This window comes from Roseobacter sp. EG26 (assembly GCF_049830555.1).
Taxonomy (GTDB): domain Bacteria; phylum Pseudomonadota; class Alphaproteobacteria; order Rhodobacterales; family Rhodobacteraceae; genus Roseobacter.
The window spans coordinates 885,157-900,859 of the sequence record NZ_JBNBLH010000001.1; the positions used below are offsets into that span (position 1 = coordinate 885,157).

Annotated in this window: 16 protein-coding genes and 3 tRNA genes; 11 read left to right on the plus strand and 8 right to left on the minus strand. The window is 56.9% G+C overall.

Features of this window, described 5'->3' with window-relative positions; translation table 11 throughout:
* Positions 1–69: 69 nt before the first annotated feature.
* Positions 70–2,247 (minus strand): molybdopterin cofactor-binding domain-containing protein, encoded by a 2,178-nt coding sequence (locus ACOTTU_RS04355; protein WP_425656203.1) that lies wholly within the window; start codon positions 2,245–2,247, stop codon positions 70–72.
* A gap of 3 nt (positions 2,248–2,250) precedes the next feature.
* Positions 2,251–2,712 carry a (2Fe-2S)-binding protein gene (locus ACOTTU_RS04360; protein ID WP_425656204.1) on the minus strand — a complete coding sequence of 154 codons (462 nt, stop codon included), beginning with the start codon at positions 2,710–2,712 and terminating at the stop codon, positions 2,251–2,253.
* A gap of 219 nt (positions 2,713–2,931) precedes the next feature.
* Here ACOTTU_RS04360 and ACOTTU_RS04365 point away from each other — a divergent pair, with 219 nt between their 5' ends.
* The 7 genes from ACOTTU_RS04365 to ACOTTU_RS04395 all read left to right on the plus strand — a co-directional run bounded on the left by ACOTTU_RS04365 (position 2,932) and on the right by ACOTTU_RS04395 (position 6,590).
* Positions 2,932–3,510, plus strand: coding sequence for a histidine phosphatase family protein (locus ACOTTU_RS04365; RefSeq protein WP_425656205.1), 579 nt, complete (start codon positions 2,932–2,934; stop codon positions 3,508–3,510).
* Between the two features lie 35 nt (positions 3,511–3,545).
* A tRNA-Val gene (locus ACOTTU_RS04370) sits at positions 3,546–3,621 on the plus strand.
* Between the two features lie 163 nt (positions 3,622–3,784).
* The gene (locus ACOTTU_RS04375) at positions 3,785–4,084 is read left to right on the plus strand and encodes a hypothetical protein (RefSeq protein ID WP_425656206.1); all 300 of its coding nucleotides are present in this window, start codon (positions 3,785–3,787) and stop codon (positions 4,082–4,084) included.
* Positions 4,085–4,369: 285 nt separating this feature from the next.
* On the plus strand, positions 4,370–4,645 hold the full coding sequence (locus ACOTTU_RS04380; RefSeq protein ID WP_298917881.1) for a hypothetical protein: 276 nt from the start codon (positions 4,370–4,372) through the stop codon (positions 4,643–4,645).
* Positions 4,646–4,714: 69 nt separating this feature from the next.
* On the plus strand, positions 4,715–5,653 hold the full coding sequence (locus tag ACOTTU_RS04385; RefSeq protein ID WP_425656207.1) for a pirin family protein: 939 nt from the start codon (positions 4,715–4,717) through the stop codon (positions 5,651–5,653).
* Positions 5,650–6,387, plus strand: a complete 738-nt coding sequence (locus ACOTTU_RS04390) for an SGNH/GDSL hydrolase family protein (RefSeq protein ID WP_425656208.1) — start codon at positions 5,650–5,652, stop codon at positions 6,385–6,387. The genes ACOTTU_RS04385 and ACOTTU_RS04390 overlap by 4 nt, the downstream gene beginning before the upstream one ends.
* A gap of 126 nt (positions 6,388–6,513) precedes the next feature.
* Positions 6,514–6,590, plus strand: a tRNA-Asp gene (locus ACOTTU_RS04395).
* A 52-nt stretch (positions 6,591–6,642) separates the two neighbouring features.
* Here the strand turns inward: ACOTTU_RS04395 and ACOTTU_RS04400 are convergent.
* Positions 6,643–6,879, minus strand: coding sequence for a hypothetical protein (locus ACOTTU_RS04400; protein ID WP_425656209.1), 237 nt, complete (start codon positions 6,877–6,879; stop codon positions 6,643–6,645).
* Positions 6,880–7,102: 223 nt separating this feature from the next.
* Between ACOTTU_RS04400 and ACOTTU_RS04405 the strand changes: the two genes are divergently transcribed.
* Positions 7,103–7,179 (plus strand) — tRNA-Asp (locus ACOTTU_RS04405).
* 37 nt (positions 7,180–7,216) lie between these two features.
* Here the strand turns inward: ACOTTU_RS04405 and ACOTTU_RS04410 are convergent.
* From ACOTTU_RS04410 to ACOTTU_RS04420, 3 genes are read right to left on the minus strand one after another with little or no spacing between them, the layout of a single operon-like run.
* Entirely contained in the window at positions 7,217–7,732 is a 516-nt protein-coding gene (locus tag ACOTTU_RS04410; protein ID WP_425656210.1) for an alpha/beta fold hydrolase, read from the minus strand.
* Entirely contained in the window at positions 7,701–8,099 is a 399-nt protein-coding gene (locus ACOTTU_RS04415) for an alpha/beta fold hydrolase (protein ID WP_425656211.1), read from the minus strand. The genes ACOTTU_RS04410 and ACOTTU_RS04415 overlap by 32 nt, the downstream gene beginning before the upstream one ends.
* A 58-nt stretch (positions 8,100–8,157) precedes the next feature.
* A complete protein-coding gene (locus ACOTTU_RS04420) occupies positions 8,158–9,528 on the minus strand; it encodes a M20/M25/M40 family metallo-hydrolase (RefSeq protein WP_425656212.1) in 1,371 nt (456 codons plus the stop codon).
* Positions 9,529–9,770: 242 nt separating this feature from the next.
* Here ACOTTU_RS04420 and hemA point away from each other — a divergent pair, with 242 nt between their 5' ends.
* From hemA to ispG, 3 genes are all read left to right on the plus strand, one after another.
* Positions 9,771–10,994, plus strand: a complete 1,224-nt coding sequence (gene hemA, locus ACOTTU_RS04425; RefSeq protein WP_298917896.1) for a 5-aminolevulinate synthase — start codon at positions 9,771–9,773, stop codon at positions 10,992–10,994.
* Between the two features lie 133 nt (positions 10,995–11,127).
* Complete coding sequence (locus ACOTTU_RS04430) at positions 11,128–12,360, plus strand: helix-turn-helix domain-containing protein (protein WP_425656213.1); 1,233 nt, start codon at positions 11,128–11,130, stop codon at positions 12,358–12,360.
* Positions 12,361–12,447: 87 nt separating this feature from the next.
* A complete protein-coding gene (gene ispG / locus ACOTTU_RS04435) occupies positions 12,448–13,578 on the plus strand; it encodes a flavodoxin-dependent (E)-4-hydroxy-3-methylbut-2-enyl-diphosphate synthase (RefSeq protein WP_425656214.1) in 1,131 nt (376 codons plus the stop codon).
* Between the two features lie 21 nt (positions 13,579–13,599).
* Here the strand turns inward: ispG and ACOTTU_RS04440 are convergent, their stop codons facing one another.
* Positions 13,600–14,352 (minus strand): DsbA family protein, encoded by a 753-nt coding sequence (locus tag ACOTTU_RS04440; protein WP_425656215.1) that lies wholly within the window; start codon positions 14,350–14,352, stop codon positions 13,600–13,602.
* A 4-nt stretch (positions 14,353–14,356) separates the two neighbouring features.
* On the minus strand, positions 14,357–15,688 hold the full coding sequence (locus ACOTTU_RS04445; RefSeq protein ID WP_425656216.1) for a M48 family metalloprotease: 1,332 nt from the start codon (positions 15,686–15,688) through the stop codon (positions 14,357–14,359).
* Between the last annotated feature and the right edge of the window lie 15 nt (positions 15,689–15,703).

Consider the following 15,703-nt stretch of genomic DNA (forward strand, 5'->3'; position numbering starts at 1 on the left):
AAGAAAAAACCCGCCACGATCTATGCGCAGCGGATTCCTGTTGATCTGGGCGTCGCTGTGATCCAATCCCTAAACGAATTCAACGCCTTCGTTGATCATCGGCAGCGAAGTGATCCGGGGCCCATCGGCGGCAATCGCGTTTGCAAGCGCCGGTCCGGCAGGGGGCGTTCCCGGCTCGCCAATGCCTGTCGGGGCTTCGGCGGAGGGGATGATGTGCGTCTCAATCGCGGCGATGTCGTGAATGCGCAACGGCTCATAGTCAGGGAAATTGACCTGATCCGCAGCGCCCTCGGTCAGGGTAATTTCGTTGCGCATGGCGTGTCCGATGCCATAGCCGATCCCACCTTCGATCTGGGCCTTGATCACATCAGGATTGATGGCCAATCCGCAATCGACGGCGGCCGTGATCTTCTCGATCTTGATCGCGCCATCCTCGTCTCGTGAAATCTCGGCAACTTCTGCAACAAAGGAGCCAAATGATTTGTGCACGGCAACGCCCTGGCTCCGACCGTCGGCTGCCTTGCCCCAACCGGCTTTTTCCGCGGCACGCTCAAGGACCGCAGCTTTGCGCTGTTGGTCGGGAGTGTCGCCCGCGAGGTATTCAAGCCGGAAGGCCACCGCATCCTTGCCTGCTGCCTTGGCCGCAATATCCATCATGCTTTCCATGACATAAGCGGTATGGCTGTGCCCGACGGATCGCCACCAAAGCAGCGTGGTTGCAGGTTTGTTATCCGTCAGACCAAAATGCATGCCCGGGATCGCGTAAGGCGTATCCGCAGCGCCCTCGACCGATGAGTGATCAATCCCGTCATGCACGATCACGCTCTCAAAGAAGGTACCTTTGAAAATGGATTGACCTGCAATGCGATGATCCCAGCCCACGATTTTCCCATCGCTGTCCAGCCCCACTCGGACCTTGTGAGCGAACGCCGGGCGATAGTAACCGGCAGTGATATCGTCCTCGCGCGACCAGACCAGTTTTACCGGGCGCGTGCGATCCGTCATGGCAAAAGCCAGCGCGATTTCCACCTGATAGTCGGCCGTCGGTGTTGCGCGGCGACCGAAGGAGCCACCGGCCAGGATAGTATTCACCTTCACCTTTTCCATCGGCAATTCGAGAATGCTGGAGAGCACCGAATGGTCATTGGTGGGAAACTGCGCACCGTCGTGAATCACCACACTGCCATCTGCAAGCGGTTCGATTGTGGCTCCTAATGGCTCCATGGGAGCATGCGCCAGCAGTGGGAAGTAAAACGTCTCCTCAACAACCTTCTCGGCACCCTCGATGGCGGCAAGCGTGTCAGACAGTTCAGCCTCCGATGACGCGTCAAATTCCGATGTATCGTCAAGCGCTGCAAAGAGCTCGCGTTTGATATCTTCCGAACTGCGGCTTTCCGCGGACGAGAAATCCCATTCAACTTCAACCGCTTCGCGTGCCTGAAAAGCTGCCCAGGTCTTGTCGGCATAGATCGCGACCCCCGCTCCGTTGGGCAGCGCCAGCGCCTGGATGAAGCCTTTGACGCTCTGCGCGCCCACAGCATCAAACGATGCGACGGTACCCCCCATGCGCGGTGACCTCTTGATCACCACCACCATCTGGTTTTCGAGTTGGATATCCATCGCGTAAACGGCGGTTCCGTTGATTTTGGCGTCCTGATCCTTTCGATGAACCGACGCATCCCCGATGACCCGGAAGGCGGATGGATCTTTGAGCGTGGGCTCTGAGGGCACGTCGAGCGTTGCTGCCTCAGCCACGAACTCTCCGATCATGCCCTCTTTTCCGGCACCTGAAATAACGCCATCGAGCAAGGTCAGATCAGCCGGGTCGGCATTCCAACGCCGCGCGGCGGCTGTGATCAGCATTTCGCGCGCAGCAGCGCCAGCCATCCGGTACTGCATGTATGAATTGGCGATGGCGGTGGAACCCCCTGTGCCCTGGAACGGACCAAACGCCAGGTTGTTATAGACATCGGGGTTTGAAGGCGCGAATTCGAACTCGATCGCATCCAGGCTCATGTTCATTTCTTCTGCGATCAGCGTCGAAAGCCCGGTCGCAGTACCTTGCCCCTTTTCGAAATGTTTGAGGATCGCTGTGACAGTGCCATCAGAGGAGACTGTCACAAATGGGTTCAGCGCATTCCCACCTGCCTTGGCCAGAGCACCCTTGGGGGTCACGCCGATGGCTAGCAGGCCACCGGCTGCGGCGGCGGATGCGAGAAAGCTTCTACGGGTTGTGTTGAGTGTCATGGATCAGGCCTCCATCAGTTCTGAGGCGCGCTGGATGGCGGCTCGAATGCGTTGGTAGGTGGCGCAGCGGCAGGCATTGCCGTTCATGTAGTCGTCGATTTCAGCGACGCTTGGGGATTTGTTTTCAGTCAGCAGGCCGACAGCGGACATGATCTGCCCTGATTGGCAATACCCGCACTGAACCACATCCAGCTCGGCCCAGGCGGTCTGGACGGCTTTTGCGGCGTCTGAACCGAGACCTTCGATCGTGGTAATCTCGGAGCCTTCAACATCTTCGATGTAGGTTTGGCATGATCTGACGGGTTCGCCATCAACATGTACCGTGCAGGCCCCGCAGGCAGCGACACCACATCCGAACTTTGTACCGGTCATCTTGAGGTCATCGCGGATCACCCAAAGCAGCGGTGTTCCCGGTTCTGCATCGACGTGATGCGTCGTCCCGTTGAGTTTCAATTCGATCGTCATCGTCTGGCTCCCTGGTCGTTGTGGTGGCTTTATTCCCGTTAAGATAGTGGGGGTGGAGAGAATTGGTACTTGCGAAATGCGCCAATCTGCATTCCGCTTGCGCCTGCCAGTCGAACCCCCGCTGTTCAAAAACGCCGCATCTACGGAACCCGCTGCTTGCCATCCAGAAGCAACTGCGTCAGGGACAGGTTTGTCGGCCTGATCAAGAGAGCTCAAAAGATGATACCGCCAGTCTACATCCTGCGCCACGGCCAGACTGAATGGAATGCCCAGCACCGGATTCAGGGACGCCTTGATTCCCCGTTGACCGAACAGGGACGCGCGCAGGCCCGCGCCCAACGCCAGATATTGGGAAGCTGCGATCTTACTGGTTTTCAAGCGTTGTGCAGCCCGCAGGGCCGGGCATTTCATACGGCCTCCATCGCATTGGATGGTCTGGTGGCTGCCATCAACACAGATCAATGCTTGTCGGAAATCGCGGTTGGAGAATGGGAAGGCATGCGGCGCGATGAACTGATCATTGATCGCCCCATGGATGAGAGTGAAGAAAGCGCGTTGGACCTATACGAAAGAGCCCCGGGCGGAGAAGGATTTGTCGCTCTTCACGCGCGTTGCCGGGCGTTTCTTGAAAGGCTCTCCCAGCCATCGGTGCTGGTGACACATGGAATCACCTCACGCATGTTGCGCCTGATCATTCTGGAGATGGATATATCCGAAATCGGCCGGTTACCGGGCGGGCAGGGGGTTGTCTACCATCTTGAGAACAAAGAAATGAAACGCTTGTCGATAGGGGCTTGAAGCCATGCGCGACTTTGACTAAACCACGCGTCATCGGGTCGTTAGCTCAGTTGGTAGAGCGCTTCGTTTACACCGAAGATGTCGGGAGTTCGAGCCTCTCACGACCCACCATCTCCCTCTGCTTTGTATCTATTTTATGCAACCGGCATAATTTCGCCGATGCAGCAATTTGATACAAAAGAGTATTTCACTCTTTGAGTGGCACATGCGACCTGTGCCTCTTCTTGAAAGGGCGGGATATAAGTCCGTACGATGAGTAATGAGGGGACGCCAGATGGGCAACTTCAAGGGATCTATGGCGGAGCTGCAAGAGATCGACGCGAGAGCGCGGGAAACTGGCGACGTGCCATTTGCGGATCATTTGGAGAAGTTTCCTGAGCCGGAGCGCGCTGGTCAGGCCCTTCGCCTTGCTGCGCAGCTGGTTGAATTCTCTGCCTATGAGATCGCCGGGAAACACACCGCATCCTACGTTGCCGAGCTGATCAATTGCGCGGCCAAAATCGAGCGGTCGTCGTCAGAGGTTCTGGAGATATTCAGCGGACCTGAAAATCTTCCCTTGCGCCGGGTGCAATAGTCTAAACTGGATCATTTTTACCGCTATGCGTGTTAAAATGTCTCAGGTGAACTACCATAAGTTGACAATTGTCACATTATTGAGAAAAAGTTAATTTGCATAAATATCTATGCAAAAGACGTCTTCTGCTCGAAGTCGAATAGGTAAACAATGGGTTTATAGCAGCGTGGCATGTGCATGCTTTCCGATCGAAAGGTCAGAAAGCGATTGTAGAACCGTCCAGGGCTTGAAGGCTGGTAATTGACCGGTCGAAGACGGACGCATTTGGGTTAAGGCGGACACGGTATGACCGCTCCGACGGACGATGACTTCATCGAGGTTGTGGACCTTTCATCGGCCTTGGCCGCGCTTGACGTGTTGCCTAATGGGGAGCGTGTGCGCAAAGCCATGCAGCTTGCAGCGCAATTCCTTGAATATGCCGCCTACGAGATGGCGCTTGAGCAATCCGCAGGCGATGTGTCGGAGATCATTCATATGGCGGCACGGTTGGATCAGGCGGCCCGACGCATAGACGATACCACGGTGCCCAACCGGCCGGGTCGCGGGCAGCGCAAAATCTAGTCTTTGCTGATTTGACCGGTGTCCGGGTTGCGCTAGGCTCTCTGTGGACAACAGTGGAGGTGCCGCAAGATGAGTTGGAACCCGTCCCTTGATCCCGATTGCCCGGTGGGCGACGCGGTGGACGCAATTGAAACCGTGATTGTGCCCCGCGCCCGCGATCTGGGTGGTTTTGAAGTGCGCCGTGCTTTGCCTGCGCCCAAGCGGCAGATGGTGGGCCCGTTCATATTCTTTGACCAGATGGGTCCTGCGGAATTTCTTACCGGCAAGGGCATCGATGTCCGCCCGCATCCGCATATTGGTCTGGCGACGGTAACCTATCTGTACAAGGGCAAGATCCATCATCGCGACAGCCTCGGAACGGACCAATGGATTGAACCGGGGGCGGTAAACTGGATGGTTGCCGGGCATGGCATTACCCATTCAGAGCGAACGGATGGAGAGATCCGTAAAAAACCACATAATCTGTTTGGATTGCAGACATGGGTTGCCCTGCCGGAAGAGGCAGAGGACGATACGGCGGCCTTTGAGCACGCGCCCAAGGACATGCTGCCGATGTTGGAGGGGGAGGGTAAGCAGCTGCGCCTGATCCTCGGTACGGCCTACGGTGAGACGGCGCCCGTAAAGACGTATTCCGAAACCTTCTATGCCGACGCTCTTTTGGAGGCACATGCACGGTTGCCCTTGCCCGATGACCATGAGGATCGCGGCGTATATCTGATCTCGGGGTCGATTATTGTCGCGGGCGATGTTTTCGATGCGGGGCAAATGCTGGTCTTCCGACCCGGCGATCAGATCTCGGTGCAGGCGGGCGAGGAAGGTGCGCGTCTGATGCTGCTGGGTGGCGCGACGCTGAATGGCCCCAGACATATCTGGTGGAACTTTGTTGCGTCGTCCAAGGATCGCATTGACGCCGCCAAGGAGGCGTGGCGGGCCGGTGATTGGGCGCATGGACGGTTCCAGCTACCTCCCGGTGATGATGCGGAATACATTCCCCTGCCAGACCGTTGAACGCGTTTTGGGGAACCTCCAGCAGGGCGCTGGTTCCGGTGCTGATCGGGCAAGCCATTTATGTTATTTTGCGGACGCCCAGGCTTCCGGAACCACCGGGCGAACGTCAGGGGGGTGCCGGAAGGGGTCCGGCGCTGCGGCTATTGATTGTCGGGGATTCCTCGGCCGCAGGTGTCGGCGTGGACCGGCAGGAAGACGCGCTTTCAGGGCACCTCGTCGGAAGCTTGGCTCGGAACTACACTGTGACATGGCGGCTGATTGCGCAAACCGGTCTGACGACGCGTAAATTGACGAAAGTTCTGGAAACTGCACCCGCAGATGCGTTTGATGTTGCGGTGACGGCATTGGGCGTCAACGATGTGACCCGATTGCGCCCCGCCGAGAAATGGGTCGATGAAACCACGGCGTTGCATGCGATTCTTACCAAGCGATTTTCCGTGCGCCGGATCTATGCCACGTCGGTGCCGCCTCTGGGATCCTTCCCGGCGTTACCCGGCTCTCTGGCCCGCTTTCTGGGACACAAAGCTGAGGTTTTGGCGCGCGCGCTGGAGCAGACAACGCGCACTGGAAGTACGGTTCAGATCGTTCAACCGGATTGGGGGCTCGACCCCGAAACGATGGCGTCTGATGGATTCCATCCCGGTGCGGCGCTATATGCGCGCTGGGGTGCAGAATTGGCGGGTCATATTCGCGCAGATTTGACCGATCAGACAGGTAAAGCCAGCACCCTCTAGCGAGAATTTGCGCGTGAAGGTGATGTGACGTCAAAAAAATCCCTGACAAATGCGCAACCCGCTTGACGTGCTCCGAGCCGCGCCATAAGACGTCCCAACGCGCAACATGGTTTGCACGTGCAGTGGGCGGTTGTAGCTCAGATGGTTAGAGTACCGGCCTGTCACGCCGGGGGTCGCGGGTTCGAGCCCCGTCAACCGCGCCACCGCTGCTTGAAAAGGGACCTTCCGGTCCCTTTTTGCTTTTTCGGGGTTCTCTCAGTTGCGCCAGTTGGCCAGCAGGTCATACCCTTTTGCCGTTGGTGGAGCCACAAGGTGGTCCTGGAAGTTGGCCCAGAGTGCCGCAACAGCGCTGGCGTTGCTGTCTGAAATCTCCTGATTTTCAACGATGGAGATCACACATCCGCTGCCATCTTCATTGATTGTGTTGATGAACTGCTGCAATCCCGGCAGCGCCATAACCTGCTCTTTGAGATCGTTCAGTATTCCGGTCATTGCGGAAACTGATTCAGGTTTCATCTGGTAATGCGTCACACGCACAAACATCTTCTTTCCCCTTCAGGACGTGGCGTCGTAGTTGCGCCTTTGAAAGGTTAACACGATTTAACGGGTGAAGTGGTGAACTATGATCCGCCGGGTTTCGGAGAGAATATGAACGCAATCTGGCCGCCAGCCTATTGACGCCTGAAACCTCTTGGCCTATTCCGCCGGTCATCGCGCGGTTGTAGCTCAGATGGTTAGAGTACCGGCCTGTCACGCCGGGGGTCGCGGGTTCGAGCCCCGTCAACCGCGCCACTTCCTTCAGCTTGAACACCGGGACAGTTTTGATCCGTCAGTGGTTTGAAGCAGATACGCGTCTGAGGAAACTGGAAAGAACCTGAAAACTCGGTTCCGGCGATTGGTCGATGAAGAAATGCCCGCCCGGAACAGCCGCCTGCGCCATATTGTCGAGGCGATCCCGCCAGGTTTGTGGCACATCGAAAGCCCGTGCCATCGCGCCTTCAGCACCATAGAGGACCAACGAAGGGCAGGTGACCCTGCGGTGGAGATCAGCCGCATCGAGGTCGAAATCTATGTGCAGGGCAGCGCGGTAATCGGCACACATCCCGCGGATCGCATCGGGATCGCGCCAGGCATTTCTGTAAGCTTCCAAGGCGTCGGGCGCAAAATCGGATAGTTTGGCCGCCCCCCAGCCCAACAGACAGCTCTCAAAATAGGTGTCTGGGTCTTTTGCGATCATGTTTTCAGGAAACAGCGCGGGTTGGGCCAGAAAAAACCAATGGTAATAAGCGGTTGCGACCTGTCTTGTGAGTTGATCAAGAAGCAGGTGGGTCGGGACGATATCCATGACAGTCAGGCTGAGGGGTCCGCTCCGGCGCGTCAAGCGCCAGCCGATGGGCCACACGCCCCCCCCGATCATGCCCGGCAATATGGAAGGCGGAATGCCCCAGGTGATCCATCAGGGCCAGCTGATCCTGCGCCATGTGCCGAAAGGAATAGTTGTCTGTGCCTTCCGGTTTCGAGCTGGCTCCGTATCCACGCAGGTCAGGGGCAATCACCGTGAAATTTTCGCTCAGGCGCGGTGCGATCTGCTGCCACATCGCATGGGTCTGGGGGAAACCATGCAACAACAGGAGCGCAGGCCCAGATCCACATCTGGCGAAATGGATATGTTGCCCATTGACCTCAGCGGTGTTCTTTTCAAAGCCTTGCATATCAGGGACCCTCCGCTGCCGGTCTCAGTCCGGGTCCGGGACCGGCAACCGATGCATGTCAGGTGAGCGCTTCCAGAATGCGGGCCCAGCTGCGGATGCCTTTGTGAAAGCTTTCCACATCGTATTTTTCGTTCGGAGAATGAATGGCGTCATCATCTTTGCCAAACCCGACGAGCATAGGCGTCGTTCCCAGAATATTCTGGAAAAATCCGGCGATGGGGATCGACCCGCCGCAGCCCACATAAGCGGCAGGCACCTGCCATTCATCGCTGAGCGCTTTGCGGGCTGCGTCAAATGCAGGGTTTTCCGTCTCGGTCATGGAAGCCTTGCTGGCACCGTGACCGCCAAAGCTGACCTCGCAGTCTTCCGGCAACATATCCCGTACCATTTTGCGGAAGTTTTCGCGGATGGCGAGCGGATCCTGATCGCCCACTAGCCTGAAACTGACTTTGGCCTGCGCTTTTGAAGGCAAAACGGTCTTGAAGCCATCGCCGGTATAGCCGCCCCAGATGCCGTTGATCTCGCAGGTTGGGCGCGACCAGATCATCTCAAGCGGTGTGCGGTCCTGCTCGCCTGCGGGCCGCGACAGGCCGACATCCCCCAGAAACGTGTTATGGTCAAAGGCCAGCCCCTGCCATTGGGCTTCCAACTCGTCGGAAAGTTCCGGCACGCCGTCGTAAAACGCCGGGATGGTGATCCGCCCCTCATCGTCATGCAGCGATGCCAGAATGCGCGACATGACCCGAATGGGATTGATGGCGACGCCCCCATACATGCCGGAATGCAAATCCATGTCCGGGCCGGTGATGGTGATTTCCTCACCCAAGAGGCCCCGCAGCATGGTGACAATGGCCGGGGTTTTGCTTTCAAAGAGCCCGGTGTCACAGATCAAGGCGATGTCAGATTTCAACTCCTCGGCGTTTTCTTCCATAAATGGCACAAGCGAAGGCGAGCCACTTTCCTCTTCGCCTTCGAGGAAAAACGTCAATTTGCAGGGCAGGCTGCCATGCACGGCTTTCCAGGCGCGGCAGGCTTCGATGAACGTCATCAACTGGCCCTTGTCATCCGATGATCCGCGTCCCCGGATCACCTGACCTTTGACCGTTTGTTCGATCTGCGGATCAAAAGGATCACGGTCCCACAATTCCAGCGGGTCCACCGGCTGCACATCGTAATGCCCGTAGAAAAGAAGATGCGGCCCGTCGCCGTCCAGATGACCGACGACCATCGGGTGCCCCGGGGTGGTACGCTTCTCCGTTTTGACGCCAAGACCGTTGAGATCGGCTACCAGCCAATCCGCCGCCCTGTCGCAATCCTGCTTGAAGGCCGGATCGGTTGAGATCGATGGAATGCGCAGCAAATCCAAAAGGCGATCCATGGCTTCGGGCAGATCGGAATCAATGCGGGACAGAACGGCATCTAGCGACATCAGGGGGCTCCTTCTTGTTGCGCCAGACCGTAGCAGCGGTTTCGACGGTGTCCAGAGGTGGAACGGGCGTGTTGGGGGTGTTGGTGCCGAGAAAAAAATGCGGATGCCTGACTTGATTCATGTCAAGGCTGCGACATGGTGCGCAGGCTAAGCATATTGATCATAAACGATTGGGCATATATTCAACTTGTTAGAAAGATTCCAAAGGTGCTCTGTACCGGGAACGAATGAGGAGACACCGGGTGACTTACAACGACCAGCTTGATCAGGCGATTGCGCGCCTGCACGAAGAAGGCCGCTATCGAACCTTCATCGATATTGAGCGCCACAACGGTCAGTTTCCTCACGCCACACGGACGCGCGCGGATGGCACGACACAGGATATCACGGTGTGGTGTGGCAATGATTACTTGGGTATGGGCCAGCATCCAGTGGTTTTGGAGGCCATGCATGAAGCCATAGACGCCACAGGCGCGGGCTCTGGTGGTACGCGGAATATTTCCGGAACAACGGTCTATCACAAGCGACTGGAAGCGGAGCTGGCGGATTTACATGGCAAGGAATCGGCACTGCTCTTTACCTCCGCTTATATCGCCAATGATGCGACGCTTTCGACACTGCCAAAGCTTTTCCCGGGGCTGATCATTTATTCTGACGCGCTGAATCATGCGTCAATGATCGAGGGTGTGCGTCGAAATGGCGGTGCGAAACGCATTTTTCGCCATAACGATCTCGCACATTTGCGTGAACTTCTGGAGGCAGATGACCCGGCTGCGCCCAAGCTGATTGCCTTTGAATCGATCTATTCGATGGATGGTGATTTTGGTCCGATCGAAGCGATTTGTGATCTGGCGGATGAGTTCGGCGCGCTGACCTATATCGACGAGGTGCACGCCGTTGGCATGTATGGTCCACGCGGTGCGGGTGTGGCGGAGCAGCAGCGCCTGATGCACCGTCTGGATATTATCAATGGCACCCTCGCCAAAGCCTTTGGCGTCATGGGCGGATATATCGCCGCATCAGACAAAATGTGCGACGCTATAAGGTCTTATGCGCCGGGTTTCATCTTCACCACTTCCCTGCCACCCGCGGTCGCCGCAGGGGCCGCCGCATCTGTGGCTTTTCTAAAACGTGCTCCTGAACTGCGCGAAGCCCACCAGACCCAGGCCAGGATTTTGAAACTGCGACTCAAAGGTCTTGGATTGCCGATCATCGATCATGGCAGCCACATTGTTCCTGTAATGGTCGGCAACCCCGTACATACCAAGCTCCTTAGCGATATGCTGCTGGATGAGCATGGAATTTATGTGCAGCCCATCAATTTCCCGACCGTGCCACGTGGCACCGAGCGCTTGCGCTTTACGCCTTCGCCTGTACACGGCCCGGATGAAATGAATGCCCTTGTGCACGCAATGGACGGATTATGGTCACATTGTGCGCTAAATCGTGCCGAAGATGTAGGTTAGTATACACCTAGATGAAATTAGAGTTGTCTTGTGTTAACCTAACATAAACAAGAGGTCAGCTACGAATCGTGGGGACGATTCTAAGGCCTGACCACGACGCTAGGCAGGCACGGGAAGACGGGGCAGAGGCATTATGATCGGTCGTAAACACTCACAGAGTGTTGAGGAGAAAGTCGAACGCAAGGCGTTCGATGATTTCGAATTGCGACTTGGCGATGTGATGCGCGGCGAACGCGCAACGATGGGTAAATCTCTTCTTGATGTTCAGCGCGAATTGCGCATCAAAGCTGCCTATATTGCTGCCATTGAAAATTGTGATCCCGACGCATTTGACACGCCCGGCTTTATCGCTGGCTACGTGCGATCTTATGCGCGCTACCTCGGCATGGATCCGGATGAAGCTTTCGAGGCTTTTTGCGAAGAGAGCGGCTTTGCTGTTGCCCATGGGATGTCTGCAAAGGCGTCCGTCGTTAAAAAATCAGGTCGGCCAGAGCGTGTTGGACTGCCGGGTGACGGCGACTTGTTCAAACGTCCCAATACGCCATTCATCCCGGCACGAGATGGCTTTTTCTCGGGTATCGAACCCTCGGCGATCGGATCTTCTTTGGTGCTGATCGCGCTGATCTCCGCGATCGGTTTTGGTGGCTATTCGGTGTTGCAGGAAGTCCAGCGCGTGCAGGTGGCACCGGTTGAACAGACGCCGATTGTGCTCTCTGACCTTGATCCGCTGGATGGGGTGCTTGCAGCAGCGCCGGATACAACGTCATCCGAACCAGGCGTTGCAGATGCACCTCGCGCGGCCGCCCTAGAGCGCCTTTATCGGCCTCAAGCGCTTGATGTGCCTGTGCTTGTCGCACGCGATGCACCCATCTCTACAATTGACCCCAGCACCATCGGCAATTTTGCAAGTGTTGTTGACGCACCGTTGACGGCGCCGGTTTCTTTTGCGGGTGCAATTGACTCGACGGTTACCGCCGGTCTGGCGGCAACGCCACAGGTTCCTCAGGTCGTGGTTGCGCCGGGCCCTGCGTTGCGGATGGTCGCGGTGCGCCCCTCTTGGGTGCGCGTCAGCGCAGCCGATGGCACCGTTATCTACGAGACGATCATGGAGCCAGGCGAGACCTGGGATGCCCCGACCAGTGAAGAACCCCCTGTCTTGCGGACGGGCGAAAGCGGCGCAATCTATTTTGCGCTGAATGGGGAATATTACGGGCCCGTCGGAAAGACCGGCGTCGTGACGTCAAATCTGCCGCTTGAGGTTGAAGCTCTGAAGTCGCGTTATACCGTAGCCGATCTGTCAGCGGATGAAGCCCTGGCGACCACGGTTGTGGAATTGCAGCTCCCGCTTGTTCCGGCGACCGAATAGTTCTTTTTCGAATTTCAATGCGGCCATTGCAGGCTGGGGCATGACGCTCTATTTTGACAGGTAACTTTCCTGTGCAAAGGACAGCAGATGTCGCTGAACCACGTACGTCCCTGGCGGAATATTTATCGGCGAACATCACGTCAGATCATGGTTGGCAACGTACCGGTTGGCGGCGATGCCCCGATCACGGTCCAGACAATGACAAACACGCTCACGACGGACATCAAGGCAACCATTGCCCAGGTTCAGGCTGCGGCCGACGCCGGCGCCGATATCGTCAGGATTTCGGTGCCTGATGAGGCGTCCTCAAAAGCGCTGCGTCACATCGTGCCCGAAGTTTCAGTGCCCATCGTTGCGGACATTCATTTTCACTACAAACGCGGCATTGAAGCGGCCGAGGCGGGGGCTGCCTGCTTGCGGATCAATCCCGGCAACATTGGTAACGAATCCAGGGTCAAAGATGTCATCAAGGCGGCGCGGGATCATAATTGTTCGATCAGGATCGGCGTCAATGCCGGGAGCCTGGAGAAACATCTGCTCGACAAATACGGAGAGCCTTGCCCCGATGCGATGGTGGAATCCGGCCTCGATCATATCAAAATTTTGCAAGACAATGACTTTCATGAATTCAAGATCAGCTGCAAAGCCTCCGATGTCTTTATGGCGGCGGCGGCGTATCAGCAATTGGCTGAAGCCACTGATGCGCCGATCCATCTCGGCATAACAGAAGCAGGTGGCCTGACGTCCGGGACCATTAAATCGGCGATTGGCCTTGGCAACCTGCTTTGGATGGGCATCGGTGATACGATCCGGGTCAGTTTGTCCGCTGATCCGGTTGAAGAGGTTAAAGTTGGCTACGAGATTCTCAAATCACTGGGGTTGCGCCACCGCGGGGTGAATATCATCAGCTGCCCCAGTTGCGCACGCCAGGGCTTTGACGTGATCAAGACAGTGGAGAAGCTGGAAAAACGGCTTGAACATATCAAAACGCCGATGAGCCTCAGCATCATTGGTTGTGTGGTGAACGGCCCCGGCGAGGCGCTGATGACGGATGTGGGCTTCACCGGTGGTGGCGCGGGTTCGGGAATGGTCTATCTGGCGGGTAAACAAAGCCACAAGATGGACAATGAAAAGATGATCGACCACATCGTCGAACAGGTTGAAGAGCGCGCAGCGATCCTGGATGCGGAAAACAGCGTGCCCAGTGCCGCGGAGTAGGAAGTCAGCTCGTGGCGCGCTTCAGAGGTCGCGTTTTTCCTCAAGGATTGCACGCATCTGATCAAAGGGCAGATAGCCGCGTAACATCTCATCGTGCATGACGAACGTGGGCGTTCCGGTGATTTGGAGTTTCTGGGCGAGAGCGCGCGTCGCGGCGATCTCCTCCGTGATGGCGTCGTCATTCATGCGGTCTTCAATTGCTGCTGAATCGAGCCCATAGGTTGCGGCAAGCCGATGCAATGTGGGAAGTGTGATATCGCCGTTGAACGCCATCAGAGCGTCATGAAGTGCTTTGTAAGCCTCGTCCCCCGCGAGCTGCTTGGCGGCGATGACATAGCGCGACGCCAGGACGGATTGCTCTCCGAGGATCGGGAATTCTTTGACCACGAACCTGATATTTCCGTCTGCTTCAAGCAGCTTTTCAACCTCACCATAAGCGCGTTTGCAGTAGCCGCAGCGATAATCCATGAATTCCACCAGGGTAATATCGCCATCAGGGTTGCCGCCCACGAAAGAGAACCCGTCGTCAAAAAGCGCATCGGCATTGTCAGAAACCAAAGCCAGATCCGCCTCTTCCTGCGCTTCGGCCTGACGCTGTTCCAATGACCTTACCGCCTCCATGATCACTTCAGGATTTTCCAGAAGATAGGATCGGACCTCTGCTCGAAAAAGGGCGCGCTCCTCGGCTGACATGGTCTCCAGATCAAGCGCTACTGAAGGGCCGGCAAATGCAGTGGCCATCACGATTGCGGCCGGGGCCAGACGTTTGAGCATTGGATTATCTCCTTTTTTCAGCGCGTTCAGATGCAATCAACACATCCTGCGCTCTTTGCCAAGGGCCGGAGCCAGTGGGCAACAAATCTACGGCCCGTTTGGCGTGAATGCCCGCATCTTTCAAGCGGCCCGAAAGCGCATAGCGCTCGGCGGTCACCAATGCCGCCATGCCGGTTTGTCCGGACTTTGCGTAGGCCACGGACAAATCCCGCAACATGGACCCATCCCTGAAATCAATTGAACGCGCTTTTTCAAGCGTTTGCTTGGCTTTCTTGATGTTTCCATTGGCCAGCAAGGCACGGCCATAGCCCGATAGCAACAAGGCGTCATTGGGTGCCAGTTGAACGCCGCGGCCATAGGCAGCTGCGGCTGCGCTAAAATTCCGGGTTTCGATCAGAATTTGCCCGCGCTGGTCGTGATAAAACGGATCACTTGGCCGCGCTGCGATGGCGGCGTCAATCGCGCGCAGGGCCTGTTTTGTGCGGGACTGTCGATGCTCCGCAACGGCTTCGCGCAGCAGACGGACATCCTTGTAGGGGCTCTCTTTCAATCGTCGCAAGGTCCATTTGGGATTGCGGGTATAGGCGCTGAGCTTTCCTTTGACCCGTTCAAACCAATAGCCGGCTGTGGGATCTTCCGCGCCGGTATTGCCATATGCGGCCACAAACCCTTCAACGGCACGCAGACGATCCCGTGAAAGCGGATGGCTGCGCAAATAGGGGTCCTGACGCGATTCAGCCAGAATTTCCTGACCCCGGAACAGGTTCAAAATGTCGGACATGCCCTTGGGGTCAATGCCGGCAGATTTGAGAAACCGAATACCCGCCTGATCGGCAGAGGCTTCTTCAGCGCGGGTATGCTTGAAAAACCGCGCTTGAGCGGAGCTTTGAGTGCCGATGGCCAAACCGCCCGCAGCGCGTCCGTTGCCAGTGGCCGCTGCGACCGCCGATAGAGCCAGACCGAGGCCCGCAGCCGTGCGCGCTGCTTTCAAGTTGGTTAATCGGCGGGTGAGGTGACCGTTCACGATATGTGCGGCCTCATGCGCCAAGACAGCCTGAAGCATGCCGGCCGACTCCATGCGATTGATCAGGCCGTAATGTACGAAAATCGCATCGTTGCTGACGACAAAGGCATTCAAAGAGCTGTCATTCACGACCAGTATCTTTACCCGCGACGGGCTGAGGCCAGCCGCGCTGAGGACGGGGGCCGCAATTTGTTTGAGCCCATATTCGATATCGGCGTCGCGCAACAGGCTCTGGGCCTGCAGCGGTGTGACCACCAGCCACAGCATCATCACCGGGATTGACGTCAACCGAAAGAAGAGGTGAAAGAGCATGACCCTGAGAGTGGA